Origin of the sequence: Streptomyces sp. NPDC051105 (genome assembly GCF_040682795.1) — a bacterium.
Classification (GTDB): Bacteria; Actinomycetota; Actinomycetes; order Streptomycetales; family Streptomycetaceae; genus Streptomyces.
Window position 1 is genome coordinate 1 of the sequence record NZ_JBFBBR010000007.1, and the last position, 13,114, is coordinate 13,114.

11 protein-coding genes and 3 pseudogenes are annotated in these 13,114 nt (G+C 70.6%); 7 read left to right on the forward strand and 7 right to left on the reverse strand.

Annotated features, from left to right (window positions below):
• Positions 1–155 precede the first annotated feature (155 nt).
• Positions 156–300, reverse strand: a pseudogene (locus AB0N16_RS18555) (CGNR zinc finger domain-containing protein); the annotation flags it as partial.
• Positions 301–470: 170 nt separating this feature from the next.
• On the opposite strand from AB0N16_RS18555, the gene AB0N16_RS18560 reads away from it, so the two are divergent.
• Entirely contained in the window at positions 471–899 is a 429-nt protein-coding gene (locus tag AB0N16_RS18560; RefSeq protein ID WP_365797917.1) for a hypothetical protein, read from the forward strand.
• Positions 900–910: 11 nt separating this feature from the next.
• Here the strand turns inward: AB0N16_RS18560 and AB0N16_RS18565 are convergent, their stop codons facing one another.
• On the reverse strand, positions 911–1,831 hold the full coding sequence (locus tag AB0N16_RS18565) for an alpha/beta hydrolase (protein WP_365797919.1): 921 nt from the start codon (positions 1,829–1,831) through the stop codon (positions 911–913).
• 145 nt (positions 1,832–1,976) lie between these two features.
• Here AB0N16_RS18565 and AB0N16_RS18570 point away from each other — a divergent pair.
• From AB0N16_RS18570 to AB0N16_RS18585, 4 genes and pseudogenes are all read left to right on the forward strand, one after another.
• A pseudogene (locus AB0N16_RS18570) lies at positions 1,977–2,427 on the forward strand (hypothetical protein); the annotation flags it as partial.
• A gap of 108 nt (positions 2,428–2,535) precedes the next feature.
• Positions 2,536–2,883, forward strand: a pseudogene (locus AB0N16_RS18575) (SsgA family sporulation/cell division regulator); the annotation flags it as partial.
• A 143-nt stretch (positions 2,884–3,026) separates the two neighbouring features.
• A complete protein-coding gene (locus tag AB0N16_RS18580) occupies positions 3,027–3,881 on the forward strand; it encodes a Bax inhibitor-1/YccA family protein (RefSeq protein WP_365797921.1) in 855 nt (284 codons plus the stop codon).
• 143 nt (positions 3,882–4,024) lie between these two features.
• Complete coding sequence (locus tag AB0N16_RS18585) at positions 4,025–5,257, forward strand: cytochrome P450 (RefSeq protein WP_365797923.1); 1,233 nt, start codon at positions 4,025–4,027, stop codon at positions 5,255–5,257.
• Here the strand turns inward: AB0N16_RS18585 and AB0N16_RS18590 are convergent.
• From AB0N16_RS18590 to AB0N16_RS18610, 5 genes are all read right to left on the reverse strand, one after another.
• Positions 5,242–5,691 carry a nuclear transport factor 2 family protein gene (locus tag AB0N16_RS18590; protein WP_365797925.1) on the reverse strand — a complete coding sequence of 150 codons (450 nt, stop codon included), beginning with the start codon at positions 5,689–5,691 and terminating at the stop codon, positions 5,242–5,244. The two genes, AB0N16_RS18585 and AB0N16_RS18590, sit on opposite strands and share 16 nt — an antisense overlap.
• A 94-nt stretch (positions 5,692–5,785) precedes the next feature.
• Complete coding sequence (locus AB0N16_RS18595) at positions 5,786–6,367, reverse strand: DUF308 domain-containing protein (RefSeq protein WP_365797927.1); 582 nt, start codon at positions 6,365–6,367, stop codon at positions 5,786–5,788.
• A gap of 44 nt (positions 6,368–6,411) precedes the next feature.
• Positions 6,412–7,992, reverse strand: a complete 1,581-nt coding sequence (locus AB0N16_RS18600) for a tannase/feruloyl esterase family alpha/beta hydrolase (protein WP_365797929.1) — start codon at positions 7,990–7,992, stop codon at positions 6,412–6,414.
• A gap of 96 nt (positions 7,993–8,088) precedes the next feature.
• On the reverse strand, positions 8,089–8,739 hold the full coding sequence (locus tag AB0N16_RS18605) for a cytochrome b/b6 domain-containing protein (RefSeq protein ID WP_365797931.1): 651 nt from the start codon (positions 8,737–8,739) through the stop codon (positions 8,089–8,091).
• A complete protein-coding gene (locus AB0N16_RS18610) occupies positions 8,693–9,409 on the reverse strand; it encodes a molybdopterin-dependent oxidoreductase (protein WP_365797933.1) in 717 nt (238 codons plus the stop codon). The genes AB0N16_RS18605 and AB0N16_RS18610 overlap by 47 nt, the downstream gene beginning before the upstream one ends.
• Positions 9,410–9,744: 335 nt before the next feature.
• Here AB0N16_RS18610 and abc-f point away from each other — a divergent pair, with 335 nt between their 5' ends.
• Both abc-f and AB0N16_RS18620 read left to right on the forward strand, forming a co-directional pair.
• Complete coding sequence (gene abc-f, locus AB0N16_RS18615) at positions 9,745–11,379, forward strand: ribosomal protection-like ABC-F family protein (protein WP_365797935.1); 1,635 nt, start codon at positions 9,745–9,747, stop codon at positions 11,377–11,379.
• Between the two features lie 81 nt (positions 11,380–11,460).
• A complete protein-coding gene (locus AB0N16_RS18620) occupies positions 11,461–13,062 on the forward strand; it encodes an ABC-F family ATP-binding cassette domain-containing protein (protein ID WP_365797937.1) in 1,602 nt (533 codons plus the stop codon).
• Positions 13,063–13,114 lie beyond the last annotated feature (52 nt).

Below are 13,114 nucleotides of genomic sequence, written 5' to 3' on the forward strand. Positions count from 1 at the left end.
TACCCGGGGTTAAAAAAAATTGTGGGCTATACCCTGTGTTTAACCCCTACTTACAACCGCGCCTTAACCGGGGGGTGGGGTGGGGGGGGGGTGGGGGGGGGGGGGGGGGGGGGCCGTGACACCTGTACGGCGGGGACGGCTCCGTCGTACAGGTGTCACGCCCGCCTACGTGCCCGCAGGGCGGCTGCCTTGACGCGGTTCCCGCAGGAACGCATCGCGCACCATTCCCGGCATGCGGCCCCGGGAGCGGTCGAGGTAGACGTGGGCGCAGTCGGGGCGCCCGCCCTCGCGCAACAGCGGGAAACACATGTCTCACGTGCCCTTCCTGGCTGGGACCTGGCTGCGTTACGGATTTCGAGAGTAACCGTCTTGACAGGTGACGCACGCCTTTGGGAACCTCTCGTCACCGGCCAGAACGGTTACTTCTCGGTCCGCATCCTTCCCGGTCCACTTCTCAGTGAGGACATCCCATGGCAGTCGTACGCTTCCACCTCGTCTCCCAGCTCGCCCCGAAGGACGTGCTCCAGGTACTCACCGACTTCAGCCCCGCACGGGCCGAGGCATGGCCCACGATCGACGCCGCACACTTCGAGGTCCACGACCTCGGCGACACCTGGGCCGAGGTCACCGAAGGGACCGCCGCGGCCTGGGAGCGGGCCCGCTACGAGTGGGAGCCGGCCGGTGACACCGTCACCATCACCACGCTCGACTCCAAGCTCTTCGGCGCCGGCGGCGGCTGGGTCTTCCGGATGACCCCGGAGGGCGCGGGCACCCGGGTCGACGTCGAACTGACGCGGCAGCCCAGCACGGTCAAGGGCAAGATGCTCGCCGCCCTGCTGCCGCTCGCCGCCCCCGGGTCCCTGCGCAAGTCCTTCGCGGGGCCCTTGCAGGCGAAGTGACCCGCCGTCGGTCACTTGGCCAGGTTGGCGGTGAAGAAGTCGGCGAGCTTGTCGACGGCGGGGTCGATGAACTCGCGCTTGTCGTAGAGGTCGACGTGGCTGGCGCCGGGGATGCGGTGGAGCTCCTTGGGGCCGGTGGCGGCCTGGTGGGCCTCGGTCGCCATCCAGGCGGTCACCGCCCGCTCGCCGATGATCTGCAGGATCGGGCGGGGGCCGATGAGCGGGACCGAGCGGAAGACGTCGCTGGAGGCCATCTTGTCGACGCTGTCCCAGGTGAGGAACTTCGCGGAGCGCTCGTGATAGCCACGGGCGCCGCAGTAGTACTCCCAGCCCTCGATGCCGTGTTCACCGCCCAGGGCGCCCGCCTCCTCGGCGGTCTCGGGGAACATCGTCAGCACCCCGGGGTCCTCGCCGCGGGCGGCGCGGGAGCGGGCCTGGGCGGCGGCGTCCAGGAGGGCCTGGAAGACCGCCGGGTCCTGGGAGCCGTCGGCGCCGAAGCGGAACTGGCGGGCCGGTTCGGCGGTGCTCACGGCGGCCACGGCCTTGACGCGGTGGTCCCCACCGGTGGCGGCCAGCGAGTAGCCGCCGGAGGCGCAGATGCCGAGCAGACCGATACGGTCGGGGTCGACCTCCTCACGGGTGGTCAGGTAGGACACGGCGGCCTTGAAGTCCTCGATGCGCTGGGCGGGGTCCTCCAGGCCGCGCGGCAGACCGCCCGACTCGCCCTGGTGGGCGGCGTCGAAAGCGAGAGTGACGAATCCGCGGTCGGCCATCAGCTGCGCGTAGGTGCCGGACGTCTGCTCCTTCACCCCGGTGCCTGGGTGGCCGACCACCAGCGCCGGACGCGGAGCCGACGCCCCGGTGTCGGGGAGGTAGAGGTGCGCCGCGATCTCGATACCGGCGCTGTCGAAGCTGACACGGGTCCTGGACATGAGAACAACTCCATCTGGGAGGCGGGGAATCCGTTCTTTCTGAACGTGTCTCCAGACTCCGTCACACAGCCCGGCTCCGGTAGAGACAGGTTTCTGCCTGGGAAGAACCTTGCCCCCTCACATGTGACGCGCTCCACTTGAACCAAACCCGGACGACACCCCGCACCCCTCCAACACCCGCGCCGCGCTGCGCCCCGTCGCGGAGAAGTACGCCGCGCAGGAAGCGCTGTTGGGCATCGAGCAGGAGTACACGTTCTTCAAGGACGGCTACCCGCTCGGCTTCCCCGCCGGCGTCTTCCCGGCCCGCAGGGCGGCTACTACTGCGGTGTCGGCGCCGACGAGATCTTCGGCCGTGACGTCGTCGAGGCCCACCTGTCCAACTGTCTGACGGCGAGCCTGTCGCTCTCCGGCATCAACGCCGAGGTCATGCCCGGCCAGTGGGAGTTCCAGGTCGGCCCGCTGTCCCCGCTGGACGTCGCGGACCAGCTGTGGGATACATCGAGGACCGGCGCCCCGACGCCTTCGACCCGTACGTCGTCACACGGCTGATGGTCGACACCTGCTGCTCGGCCCTGGCCGACGCCGGCCTCGTCTGACCGGCGCCCCCGCGACCGCGGGCGGAGGTCTCCCGTGACTTACGTCAGACTCCCCGCGGTCCGTGGGACAGCTCCCGGTGCCCTTCCCCTCGATGATTCCGGTTCGACCCGGACATGCCGGCGGTGATCGCGGTCGAGTTCGTGGCGGAACGTGGCCCGGGACTCGTCTGGCGCATCGGCCGTGGGCTGCTCCATCGCGGTCTGACGGCGATGAGCGGCTGCGGCGACGTCCGGATGTGGCCGATGGCGCCCGGCGAGCGGCCTTCGGCCTGGCTGCTGCTCGAATCGACCGAGGTGGAGGCCCTGTTCGAGGTTCCCATCCCGCCCCTGGCGGACTGGCTCGACGCGACGTACCGGATCGTGTCGGCCGAGACGGAGATGGCCGGCCTGGACTGGGACGGCTTCCTCATGGAGCTGCTCGACGGCCTCGACGGCCCGGAAACCGCCTCCGAGTGACCGTGGCCGGGCCCACACCGGGATGACACACGGATGACTTGCCCTACATCGCGTCACCTGTCAGAGTGGTGACGCACAGAGTTTCCGTCGACGACACACCTGTGCCACGGGCCGCACGTGTGCGGCGGAGGAGGAGGACCGAAGTGAGGACCAGCAACCCTTTCCTGTCCCGCTGGGACGGCGCCGGTGACGCCGGTCGGACAGCCGCACGCACGGGCCGACCGGTGGGCGCGACGGTCGGCGGCAGGCCGACGGACGACTACACCACCAACCCCTACGCCCCGGACGCGGACACGTCCCTGCGGACCGGCGGGACCGCCGTCACCATGGACGACGTCGTCGTCCGCACCGCGGCGACGCTCGGCACCGTGGTCCTGACGGCCGTCCTGTCCTGGCTCCTGCTCCCCGTCGACGAGGCGAACGTCGGCCGCTCGTATGGGCTCGCCGTCGGCTCCGCCCTCATCGCCTTCGTCCTGGCGATGATCCAGTCCGTCAAGCGCACCCCGACCCCGGCGCTGATCCTCGGATACGCGGCATTCGAGGGCGTCTTCCTCGGCGTGCTGTCCAGCACGGTCTCCACCTACATCGCACCGGGTGTCGTCGTACAGGCGGTCCTCGGCACCTTCGCGGTCTCCGCGGGCGCGCTCGTCGCGTACCGGATGCGCTGGATACGTGTGACCCAGCGGTTCGCCGGCTTCGTCGGCGCCGCCGCGACCGGCTTCGTCCTGCTGCTCTTCGCCGACCTTCTCTTCTCCGCCTTCGGCGCCGGTGACGGCCTCGGCTTCCACAGCGGCGGCCTCGGCATCGCCTTCGGTCTCGTGGGCATCGTGCTCGGCGCGGCCTTCCTGGCCCTGGACTTCAGGCAGGTCGAGGACGCCGTCGCCTTCGGCGCCCCGCGCGAGGAGGCATGGCTGGCAGCCTTCGGTCTCACCACGACGCTGGTGTGGATCTATCTGGAGGTGCTGCGCGTGCTGTCCCTGTTCAACAGCGACAGCTGAATGCTCCACCAGAAAAGAGGGGGCACGCGCGGCGGCGCGTGCCCCTTCGGCATGCCCGCGCGCGGGCGCACGCGCTGAACCCGCCCGGAACCCCGTTCGTTCTCCTGGTGACGATCTGACCGCCGCACCGGGAGAGACGCCGTATGAGCCCCCACGAACAGTGCCCCCACCAGGCCGCCAGGGTCGTCATCGACCCGGCTTTCAAGGCGGACGCCCCCGCCCGCTACGCCCGCCTGCGCGAGCTCGGCCCCCTCCACCCGGCCGAGTTCCATCTGGGCCTCAAGGGCTGGGTGGTCGTCGGCTACGACCTGGCCCGCGAGGCACTCACGCACCCCGCGCTGCTCAAGGACCACACCCCCGCCGCCGAGGCCCTGGCCGCCGCCGGTTACGTCCTCAACAAGCCCTCCGTGGGGCTCGGCGCGCAGATGATGGAGGCCGACCCGCCCGAGCACACCCGGCTGCGGCGGCTGGCCTCGGCCGCGTTCACCCCGCGTCGTACGGCCGAACTGGCGCCGCGCATCGAGCAGATCGCCCACGACCTGATCGACGCGCTGCCGCCCACGGGCGAGGTGGACCTCGTAGAAGCCTTCAACGCCCCTCTCCCCGCCACGGTCATCGCCGACCTCCTCGGCATCCCCGACCAGCACCGGCTGAACTTCCGCCGCTGGTCGTCCCAGGCCCTCCGGGTGGCCTCCCCCGAACACCGCGCGGCACTGACCGGCCTGCACGGTCTGCTGGCCGGCCTCCTCGCGGACAAGCGCCGCAGCCGCGCGGACGATCTGCTGTCGGCCCTGGTCGCCGTACGGGACGAGGAGGACGGCCGCCTCTCCGAGGAGGAACTCGTCGGCACCGCCCTGATGTTGGTCGTCGCCGGCCACGAGAGCACCGTGAACCTGCTCGGCAATGCCGTCCTGAGCCTTCTCCAACATCCAGACCAACTACGGAAGTTGCGCGAGCACCCCGAGCTGATGCCCGGCGCGGTGGAGGAGTTCCTCCGCTACGACCCTTCCGTCGAGCGCTCCACCAGCCGCTACGCGGCCGAGGACCTCGAACTCGCCGGGGTGCCGATTCCCCGGGGCAGCATGGTCGTCGTAGCCCTCGGCGCGGCCGGACGCGACGCCCCGCAGGCCGAGGACGCCGACCCCGCCGTACTCGACGTGACCCGCCCGGCTGCCCGGCACCTGGCCTTCGGCCACGGCATCCACTACTGCCTGGGCGCCCCGCTGGCCCGCCTGGAGGCGACCATCGCCCTGCGTGTCCTGCTCGCCCGCCTCCCCGAGATCGAACTCGCCGTACCGGCCGACAAGTTGGAGTGGATCGGTTCCGGCATCATCCGCGGGGTGCTGTCCCTGCCGGTGCGCTATCGCGTCGGCTGAGCGCGCAGATGGCGGCTGACATCACCCACCAGATGGATCAGGATCCGGCGCTCGGTGAACCGCCAGCGCCCGTCCGAGTGCTCGAAACGATCGTTGTAGCGGCCTGCGGCCACCGGCTGGAGCGGGAAGTCGGGCAGGGCCTGGAACACCGTGACGTACGAACGCGCGGCGGCGGTGCCCGTCTCCTCGTCGATGTCGACGGCGATGTTGGTCGTGACGTGCTGGGTGCGGGGGGTCCCGTCCTCGTAGAGGATCACGCTGTCCCTGAGCATCTTCTCCACCCCACCGTGCCGGCCGGAGACGGGTGCGCCGCTGGCGATGAACACGGCGTCGGCGAACAGTTCACCGACGCCGGCGAAGTCTCCGGTGTCGACCAGCTCCGCGTATGCGGCGATCAGGTTGGTGACGGGCGTGATGTCCGCAGTCGCACTCATGGCTGGAAAATACCTGTCTGGTAGGTCGTGGTCGGGCAACGTTTCGACCCGCGGCCCGATCGGGCCGCGGGTCGAAAGGTGGGGTGTGAGCGGGTCACACGGTCCGGGTGCGCAGCTGGCGGGACTTCCAGCCCAGCAGCAGGGCCTGGAGGATGAACCACACCCCGCCGCCGGTGGCGTACACCGACAGGACGTCGAGGGAGGGGTGGTCGCCCGCGGCCTGGATGTTGTAGGTGATGCCGACGAGGAACGACAGTCCGCCCGAGATCAGTGTCGGCCACTGCTTGCCCAGCTCGGGGCCGCGGCGCCGCATTCCGACGATCACCTGGGCGGCGCCGGAGACGACGGCCCAGGCGCCGAACACATGGAGCACCGCTGCCTCGTCACCGGCACCGGCGATGCCGATCGCGAGAGCGGCCAGCGTGCTGAGCACGCCGTTGAACGCGGTGACCCGGCGCTCGGAGTTGTTCGCGGTGGCCCGGTAGTCGATCAGGGAGGACACCGCGTCGATCAGCGGGTAGACGACGAGCAGCGTGATCGCCACGGCGTCGAGGTTCTCATGGGCTTTGGCGAAGGCCAGGGCCCATGCCACGGCCAGGACACCGCGGCCGAGGTACAGCCGCAGCAGGGAGTCGCGTTCGCCTGTGACCGTCGGCGTCGATGTCTTGGTGCTCATGGTGGTTCGGCCTCTCTCAGGTCAGGGGTTCGGGGTCGGCCCGGTCAGTGCCGGGACGGGAGGACGCACTTGAAGCTGGAGGCGTCGGCCGTGTCGCCGTAGCCCCGGTACTGGGACACCCGCGGGTAGCTGCACAGGTCGCGGGCGACGCTCTGCCCGTCGGCGTTGATCAGCGTCGCGGGCAGCGTCTTGGGCGCCTTGCCGTGCTCGACCCAGGCGGTCAGCGCGCCGAGGTCGTCGGTCGTGCCGTCACCCTTGTTGAGGCCGCAGTGGACCGTGCCCGGGGCGAGGAAGAGGCGGTAGAAGTCGTCGACCTTCTTGGCGCTGCCGAGCTCCCGCTCGACCCGCTCGCGGTACTGCACGGTGCCCTGCGCGGGGATGTACTGGTCGGCGTCGCCCTGCCAGGTCAGCAGCTTGCCGCCGGACTCGCGGAAGGCCGACAGGTCCGGGTCGTCGGTGCCGATGACCTTGTCGTACTCGGCCTGGGACTGCTTGAACAGCTCGGTGAAGCGGCTGTAGGTGATCGTCGACAGGTCGAGCGAGGGGTCCTTGGCGACCCAGAGCTTGACCCAGGCCGCGGGCACCGGGAACGCGTCGGCGCCGGCCAGCGCGCTGATGTCGGCGCCGACCGGGACGCCGTACCAGAGCTTCTTGCCGGACGAGGTGCGCGGGCCGTCCCAGATCTTGCGTACGACGGCCGCGTCGGCCGCCGTGATGGTGAGCTCCTTGCCCTCGCACACGACCTTGGTGCCGATCAGCCGGCGCGGGTCGAAGGTGCACCGGGACGGGTCGTTGACCAAGCCGTCCTTGACGCCGTCGAGCTTGTCGCAGGCCTTGATAGCGGCGGCGGTGAAGGCGTTGAACTCGCACGAGGACGGGTGGGTCTTCTCGATGTTCATGACCACCTGCGGCCACAGCGTGGCGACCTCGAACTCGTCCCAGTTCACGGCGGGCGCGTTGGCGAGGATGCCGTCGTAGTCGTCGGGGTAGCGCTGGGCCTCCATGTAGCCCTGGCGGCCGCCGGTGGAGCAGCCGATGAAGTAGGAGTACGCCGGACGCTTGCCGTAGACCGCGTCAACGACCTCCTTGCCGACGACCGATGCCTCGTGCTGGGAGCGGGAGGCGAAGTTCTTCAGCAGCGCGGTGTTGACCTGGCCCTGGCTGTTCAGCGCCCAGCTGGTGTCGAGCGCGTCGCCGACCCCGGCGTCCGTGGTGACGGCGGCGTAGCCGTTCTTGACGGAGGTGGCCAGGCCCGGGTTGTTGTCGCCGGCCAGGTAGGCGGCGCCGCCGAGCCCCTGGAAGCGGCCGTTCCAGCCGCTGACGGGCAGCCAGGTCCGCACCCTGGCGTGGTCGTCGGCGCCCGGGTGAGTGAGCGTGACGGTGACCTCGCAATAGGCCGGGACATCGGTGACCGTCCCCTGGAGGACGCCGGTGCCGTTGACGGTGCCGCCGGCCTGGCTGACCGCGGTCACGGACTCCACCTTGGTGCCGGTGGGGGCCTTCACGGAGGGCGCCGCACAGGTGAAGGGGGTGGAGGTGGTCTGGGGCTCCGCCGAGGCCGTGGGCAGGTACAGCGCCGCGGCGAGCGGCACACCGGCCGCGAGAACAGTGAGGATTCGTCTCATGGGTCATCCATCCAAGAAGTAGGTGTGCGCCGACAGCGACACATGTGCATTCTGTGTGTGTGTCGCACAGCTCGACTACAGTCATTCGACGGTCTGTCACTCGTCCCGCAGCCATCGCGCGTGGTACCGCTCCGCCCACGACCGACTTACGTATCCGGTACGCATCCCCAGGCGCGCCTCGGGGTCCTCGAGGGCCCTGCGTATGTGTCCGATCAGGACGAAGGTGATGGCCCAGGCCAGGATGTCGTGGACGAAGATCGCGCTGGTGCGGGAGATGAAGGGCAGCAGGCCCATGAACCACATCAGCAGGCCGGTGAACATCATCACCAGCACCGCTCCGGCGATCCAGCCCGCGTAGAGCTTCTGGCCCGCGTTGAACTTGCCGGCCGGGCGTGCCTCGGGTGACTTCCGGCGCCTGCGCACGGCCCGCAGCCACTGGCGGTCGTACACCGCGAAGCGGTTCAGGCGGCGCAGGTCGGCGCGGAAGGCGGGTGAGAGGAGCCCCAGCAGGAAGGGCAGGGGCAGAGAGACGCCGGACCACTCGTGGACCGTGACCATAAGGTGCCGCCGGCCGACGAGCAGGGCCAGCGGCCCGAAGTAGAGACAGGCGGCGGAGGCCAGGCACAGCAGCATCAGGTAGCCGGTGGCCCGGTGGACCAGGCGTTCGGCGGTGGTGAAGCGGCGGATGCGGCCCTCGCGTTCAGGCAGCGTGCCGGTCGGCGCCGTCGAGCCAGCCGTCGACCGCATATCCGCGCTCCTCCCAGTAGCCGGGGACGACCTTGTCGGTGACCGAGATACCGGACAGCCACTTGGCCGACTTGTAGAAGTACATGGGCGCCACATAGAGGCGGACCGGACCGCCGTGCGCGTGGCTGATGGGCTCGTCCTGCAACTTCAGCGCCACCAGGACGTCCGAGCGGCGGGCCTGTTCCAGCGTGAGGCTCTCGGAGTAGGCGCCGTCGAAGCAGGTGAACCGGATCGCCGCGCCTGAGGAACGCACGCCGGCGTCGTCGAGGATGTCCGCCAGCTTCACACCGCTCCAGGGCGTGTCGTCCACCCGCCAGCCGTCGGTGCACACTGCGTCGCCGACCACCCGGGTCTGCGGCATCGCGTGCAGCTGGTCGAGTGTGTAGGTCTTCGGCTTGTCGACCAGACCGCCGACCGTCAGGACGTAGTTCGTCGCGTCCTTGTGCGGCACCGAGCCGACGACGCTGTAGTACCGGAACCCGCCCGGGTTGGGCAGCAGTCCGGTCAGGCCCGTGGCGTCCACCTCGGACGCCTTGGCGAGGAACCCCTCCCAGCCGCGCTGGAGGTAGGGCGCGGCAGCGAGACCGGCCGCGCCCGCGCCGAGCATGCCCAGCATCGCCCGCCGGCCGACGGGCGCGCCGCCGGTCCTGGGCTTCGGCTTTTCTGCCATGGTGTGTGCTCCTTCGGACACGTGTGAGCTCGGGCGACGCCCCGTAAGCCATCGTCACCGGTTTAACTGGTGACGATGCTGACATGGGGGTGTCGGAGCTGTCAACCGCAAACGTATGAATCGACGGCTGCTAGGCTGGAAGCGACGTTGACCGTGTATCGAGGAGTCACAGACGTGGTGGGTGAAGACGACATCTCCGGGTGAGACCCGGACCTGACGGCCACCGGCCGGCGCTCAGGAGCGCTGCCGAGGTGGCCTGTCTCGTCGTACCCCTTTCCCACATCTGACCGGGGCAGAAGTCTGATCTCTGCCCTCGATCCACCCGAGGTCATTCCATGTCCGACGCGTCCATCGTCTGCTCAAACCTCTCCTTCGCCTGGCCCGACGACACCGCTGTCTTCCAGGACCTGTCGTTCTCCGTGCCCCCCGGCCGCACCGGCCTGGTCGCCCCCAACGGCTCCGGCAAGTCCACCCTGCTCAAGCTGATCGCCGGTGGGCTCAAGCCCGCCACCGGCTCGGTGACCGTCACCGGCACTCTCGGCTACCTCCCACAGAGCCTCCCCCTGAGCAGCACCCTCACGGTCGCCGAGGTCCTCGGCATCGCCGCCGTGATCCGCGCCCTGGACGCCGTGGAGTCCGGCGATGTCGCCGAGGAGCACTTCGCCACCATCGGCGACGACTGGGACATCGAGGAGCGCACCCGCGCCCAGCTCGACCGCCTGGGCCTGGCCGACCTCACCCTGGACCGCAGCCTGAGCACCCTCAGCGGCGGCCAGGTCGTCTCCCTCGGCCTCGCCGCCCAGCTCCTCAAGCGCCCCGACGTCCTCCTCCTCGACGAGCCCACCAACAACCTCGACGTCGAGGCCCGGCACAAGCTCTACGACGTGCTGTCGGACTTCACCGGCACCCTTCTCCTGGTCAGCCACGACCGCGCCCTCCTCGACCGCATGGAACGCGTCGCGGAACTCGGCAGCGACGAACTACGCCTGTACGGCGGCAACTTCACCGAGTACGAGGAGGCCGTGCGCGCCGAGCAGGAGGTCGCCGAGAAGAACGTCCGCAACGCCGAGCAGGAGCTCAAGCGCGAGAAGCGGGAGATGCAGCAGGCCCGCGAACGCGCCGAGCGCCGCATGAGCAACGCCTCGAAGAACCTCAAGAACGCCGGGCTGCCCAAGATCTTCGCGGGCAACATGAAGCGCGGCGCCCAGGAGGCCGCGGGCAAGTCCGGCACCATGCACGCCTCCCGGGTCAGCGAGGCCAAGGCCCGCCTCGACGAGGCCGGACGCGCCCTGCGCGACGAGCAGCGCCTCACCCTGGAACTGCCCGACACTCAGGTCCCCGCCGGCCGCAACCTCTTCCTCGGCGAAGGCATGCAGGTCCGCCTCGGCGACCGTGAGGTGTTCGCCCCGGGCGGCGTCGACCTGACCGTCCGCGGCCCCGAACGCATCGCGTTGACCGGCCCCAACGGCGCCGGAAAGACCACCCTGATGCGCCTGATCACCGGCGAACTCGCCCCGGACGGCGGGGAGATCAAGCGCAACGACGGCCGGATCGCCTACCTCTCCCAGCGCCTGGACCTGCTCGACCTGGATCGCACGGTCGCCGAGAACTTCGCCGACTTCGCCCCCGAGCGGCCCGAGGCGGAGCGCATGAACCTCCTCGCCCGCTTCCTCTTCCGCGGCGCCCGCGCGCACCTCCCGGTCGGCGTCCTGTCCGGCGGCGAACGCCTGCGCGCCACCCTGGCCTGCGTCCTGTGCGCCGAACCGGCCCCGCACCTGCTCCTCCTCGACGAGCCGACCAACAACCTCGACCTGGTCAGCGCGGGCCAGCTGGAGAGCGCGCTCAACTCCTACCAGGGCGCCTTCATGGTGGTCAGCCACGACGAACGGTTCCTCGCCGAGATCGGTGTGAACCGCTGGCTGCGCCTGGCGGACGGCACGCTCAAGGAGACGGGGGCGCCCGAGGTGTGAGCCGGTGACGTGTGCCCTGGCCCGTGTCCGAGGCGCCCCGCGCCCGGCGGGCCGACCACCGCTCACCCATGGGGAACACCTGTGTCCGCACTGATCGCCCACGACCTCGTCCGCACACTGGGCGGCCGCCGCATCCTCGACGGCATCTCCCTGACCGCCGCCCCCGGCCACCGCATCGGCCTCATCGGGGAGAACGGCGTCGGCAAGTCCACCCTCCTGCGCCTCCTCGCGGGCACGGACGACCCCGACGCCGGAAGCATCACGCGCCCCGCCGACCTGGGCTTCCTCCACCAGGAGATCCCGTACGACGCCTACCGCACGATCGCCACGGTCCTGGACGAGGCGCTGCGCGAGGCCCGCGAGGACCTCGCCGAACTGGACCGCCTCGGCGAGGAGCTGGCCCGAGCCCCGGAGGATCAGGGCCTCCTCGATGCCTACGGCAGGCGCCTGGAGCAGGCCCAGCACCGGGAGTCCTGGGACGCCGACCGCCGCGCGGCCCTGGTCCTGGACGGCCTGGGCCTGGGCACGTTCGCCCACGACCGCACCCTCGGCTCGCTCTCCGGCGGCCAGCGCGGCCGTCTCGCCCTGGCCGCCCTCCTCGTACGCCGCCCCTCCGCCCTGCTCCTCGACGAGCCGACCAACCACCTCGACGACAACGCCGCCGCCTTCCTGGAGGAGCAGATCCGCGCCCTGCCCGGCACGGTGGTCGTCGCCAGCCATGACCGGGCGTTCCTCGACGCCGTCTGCACCGACCTGATCGACCTCGACCCGGCGGTGGACGGCCCGGTCCGCTACGGCGGCAACTACTCCGCCTATCTGGCGGAGAAGCGGGCCGAGCGCGAGCGCTGGGAGCGGCGGTTCGCCGAGGAGCAGGAGGAGTTGGAGGGGTTGCAGGAGTCCGCGGAGGTGACCGCGCACCGGGTCGCGCCGGACCGTGGCCGTACCGACAACGAGAAGATGGGGTACGGCCACCGGGCGGGCCGGGTGCAGAGCCAGATCTCCCGGCGGGTCCGCAACGCCACCCGGCGCCTGGAGGAACTGGAGCGCACCCGGGTGCCCGAGCCGCCCCGCCCGCTGCGGTTCGCGGCCGGGGAACTGGCGGCGCGCAGCGAGGAAGGCGCGCAGCCTCTGGTGTCGCTGAGCAAGGTCCGGGTGCCGGGCCGGCTCGCACCGGCCGACCTGGAGGTGTCGGCGACCGACCGGCTGCTGGTCACGGGCGGCAACGGGACGGGCAAGTCGACCCTGCTTGCCGTACTGGCCGGACAGCTGCCGGCGGAGGGCGAGCTGGTCCGGCGGCACAGGCTCACGGTGGGCCTGCTCACCCAGGACACGACCTTCGAGCGGTACGACCGCACGGTCCGCGCCACCTACGAGCAGACGCTCGGCGCGCAGCGGGCGGAGAAGGTGCCTCTGGGCTCGCTCGGCCTGCTGCACGAGGCGGACCTGGACAAGCCGGTCGGGCAGCTGTCGGTTGGCCAGCGCCGCCGCCTGGCGCTGGCCCTCCTGGTGGCCCGTCCACCGCAGCTGCTCCTGCTCGACGAGCCCACAAACCACCTCTCCCCCACCCTGTGCGACGAACTGGAGACGGCGCTCGGTCCGGGCCCGGGCGCCATGGTGGTGGCCAGCCACGATCGCTGGCTGCGCCGACGCTGGCAGGGCCGGGAGCACCGTCTGGGACCCTGACGCTTCTGGGGCCGGGAACACCGCTTGGGACAGTGACGCTTCTTGCGCCCGA

Coding starts and splice junctions, on each gene's coding strand:
- AB0N16_RS18560 (WP_365797917.1), top strand. CDS start 471: ATGGCAGTCGTACGCTTCCACCTCGTCTCCCAGCTCGCCCCGAAGGAC.
- AB0N16_RS18605 (WP_365797931.1), bottom strand. CDS start 8,739: ATGCGGTCGACGGCTGGCTCGACGGCGCCGACCGGCACGCTGCCTGAA.
- AB0N16_RS18600 (WP_365797929.1), bottom strand. CDS start 7,992: ATGAGACGAATCCTCACTGTTCTCGCGGCCGGTGTGCCGCTCGCCGCG.
- AB0N16_RS18610 (WP_365797933.1), bottom strand. CDS start 9,409: ATGGCAGAAAAGCCGAAGCCCAGGACCGGCGGCGCGCCCGTCGGCCGG.
- AB0N16_RS18565 (WP_365797919.1), bottom strand. CDS start 1,831: ATGTCCAGGACCCGTGTCAGCTTCGACAGCGCCGGTATCGAGATCGCG.
- AB0N16_RS18595 (WP_365797927.1), bottom strand. CDS start 6,367: ATGAGCACCAAGACATCGACGCCGACGGTCACAGGCGAACGCGACTCC.
- AB0N16_RS18590 (WP_365797925.1), bottom strand. CDS start 5,691: ATGAGTGCGACTGCGGACATCACGCCCGTCACCAACCTGATCGCCGCA.
- abc-f (WP_365797935.1), top strand. CDS start 9,745: ATGTCCGACGCGTCCATCGTCTGCTCAAACCTCTCCTTCGCCTGGCCC.
- AB0N16_RS18585 (WP_365797923.1), top strand. CDS start 4,025: ATGAGCCCCCACGAACAGTGCCCCCACCAGGCCGCCAGGGTCGTCATC.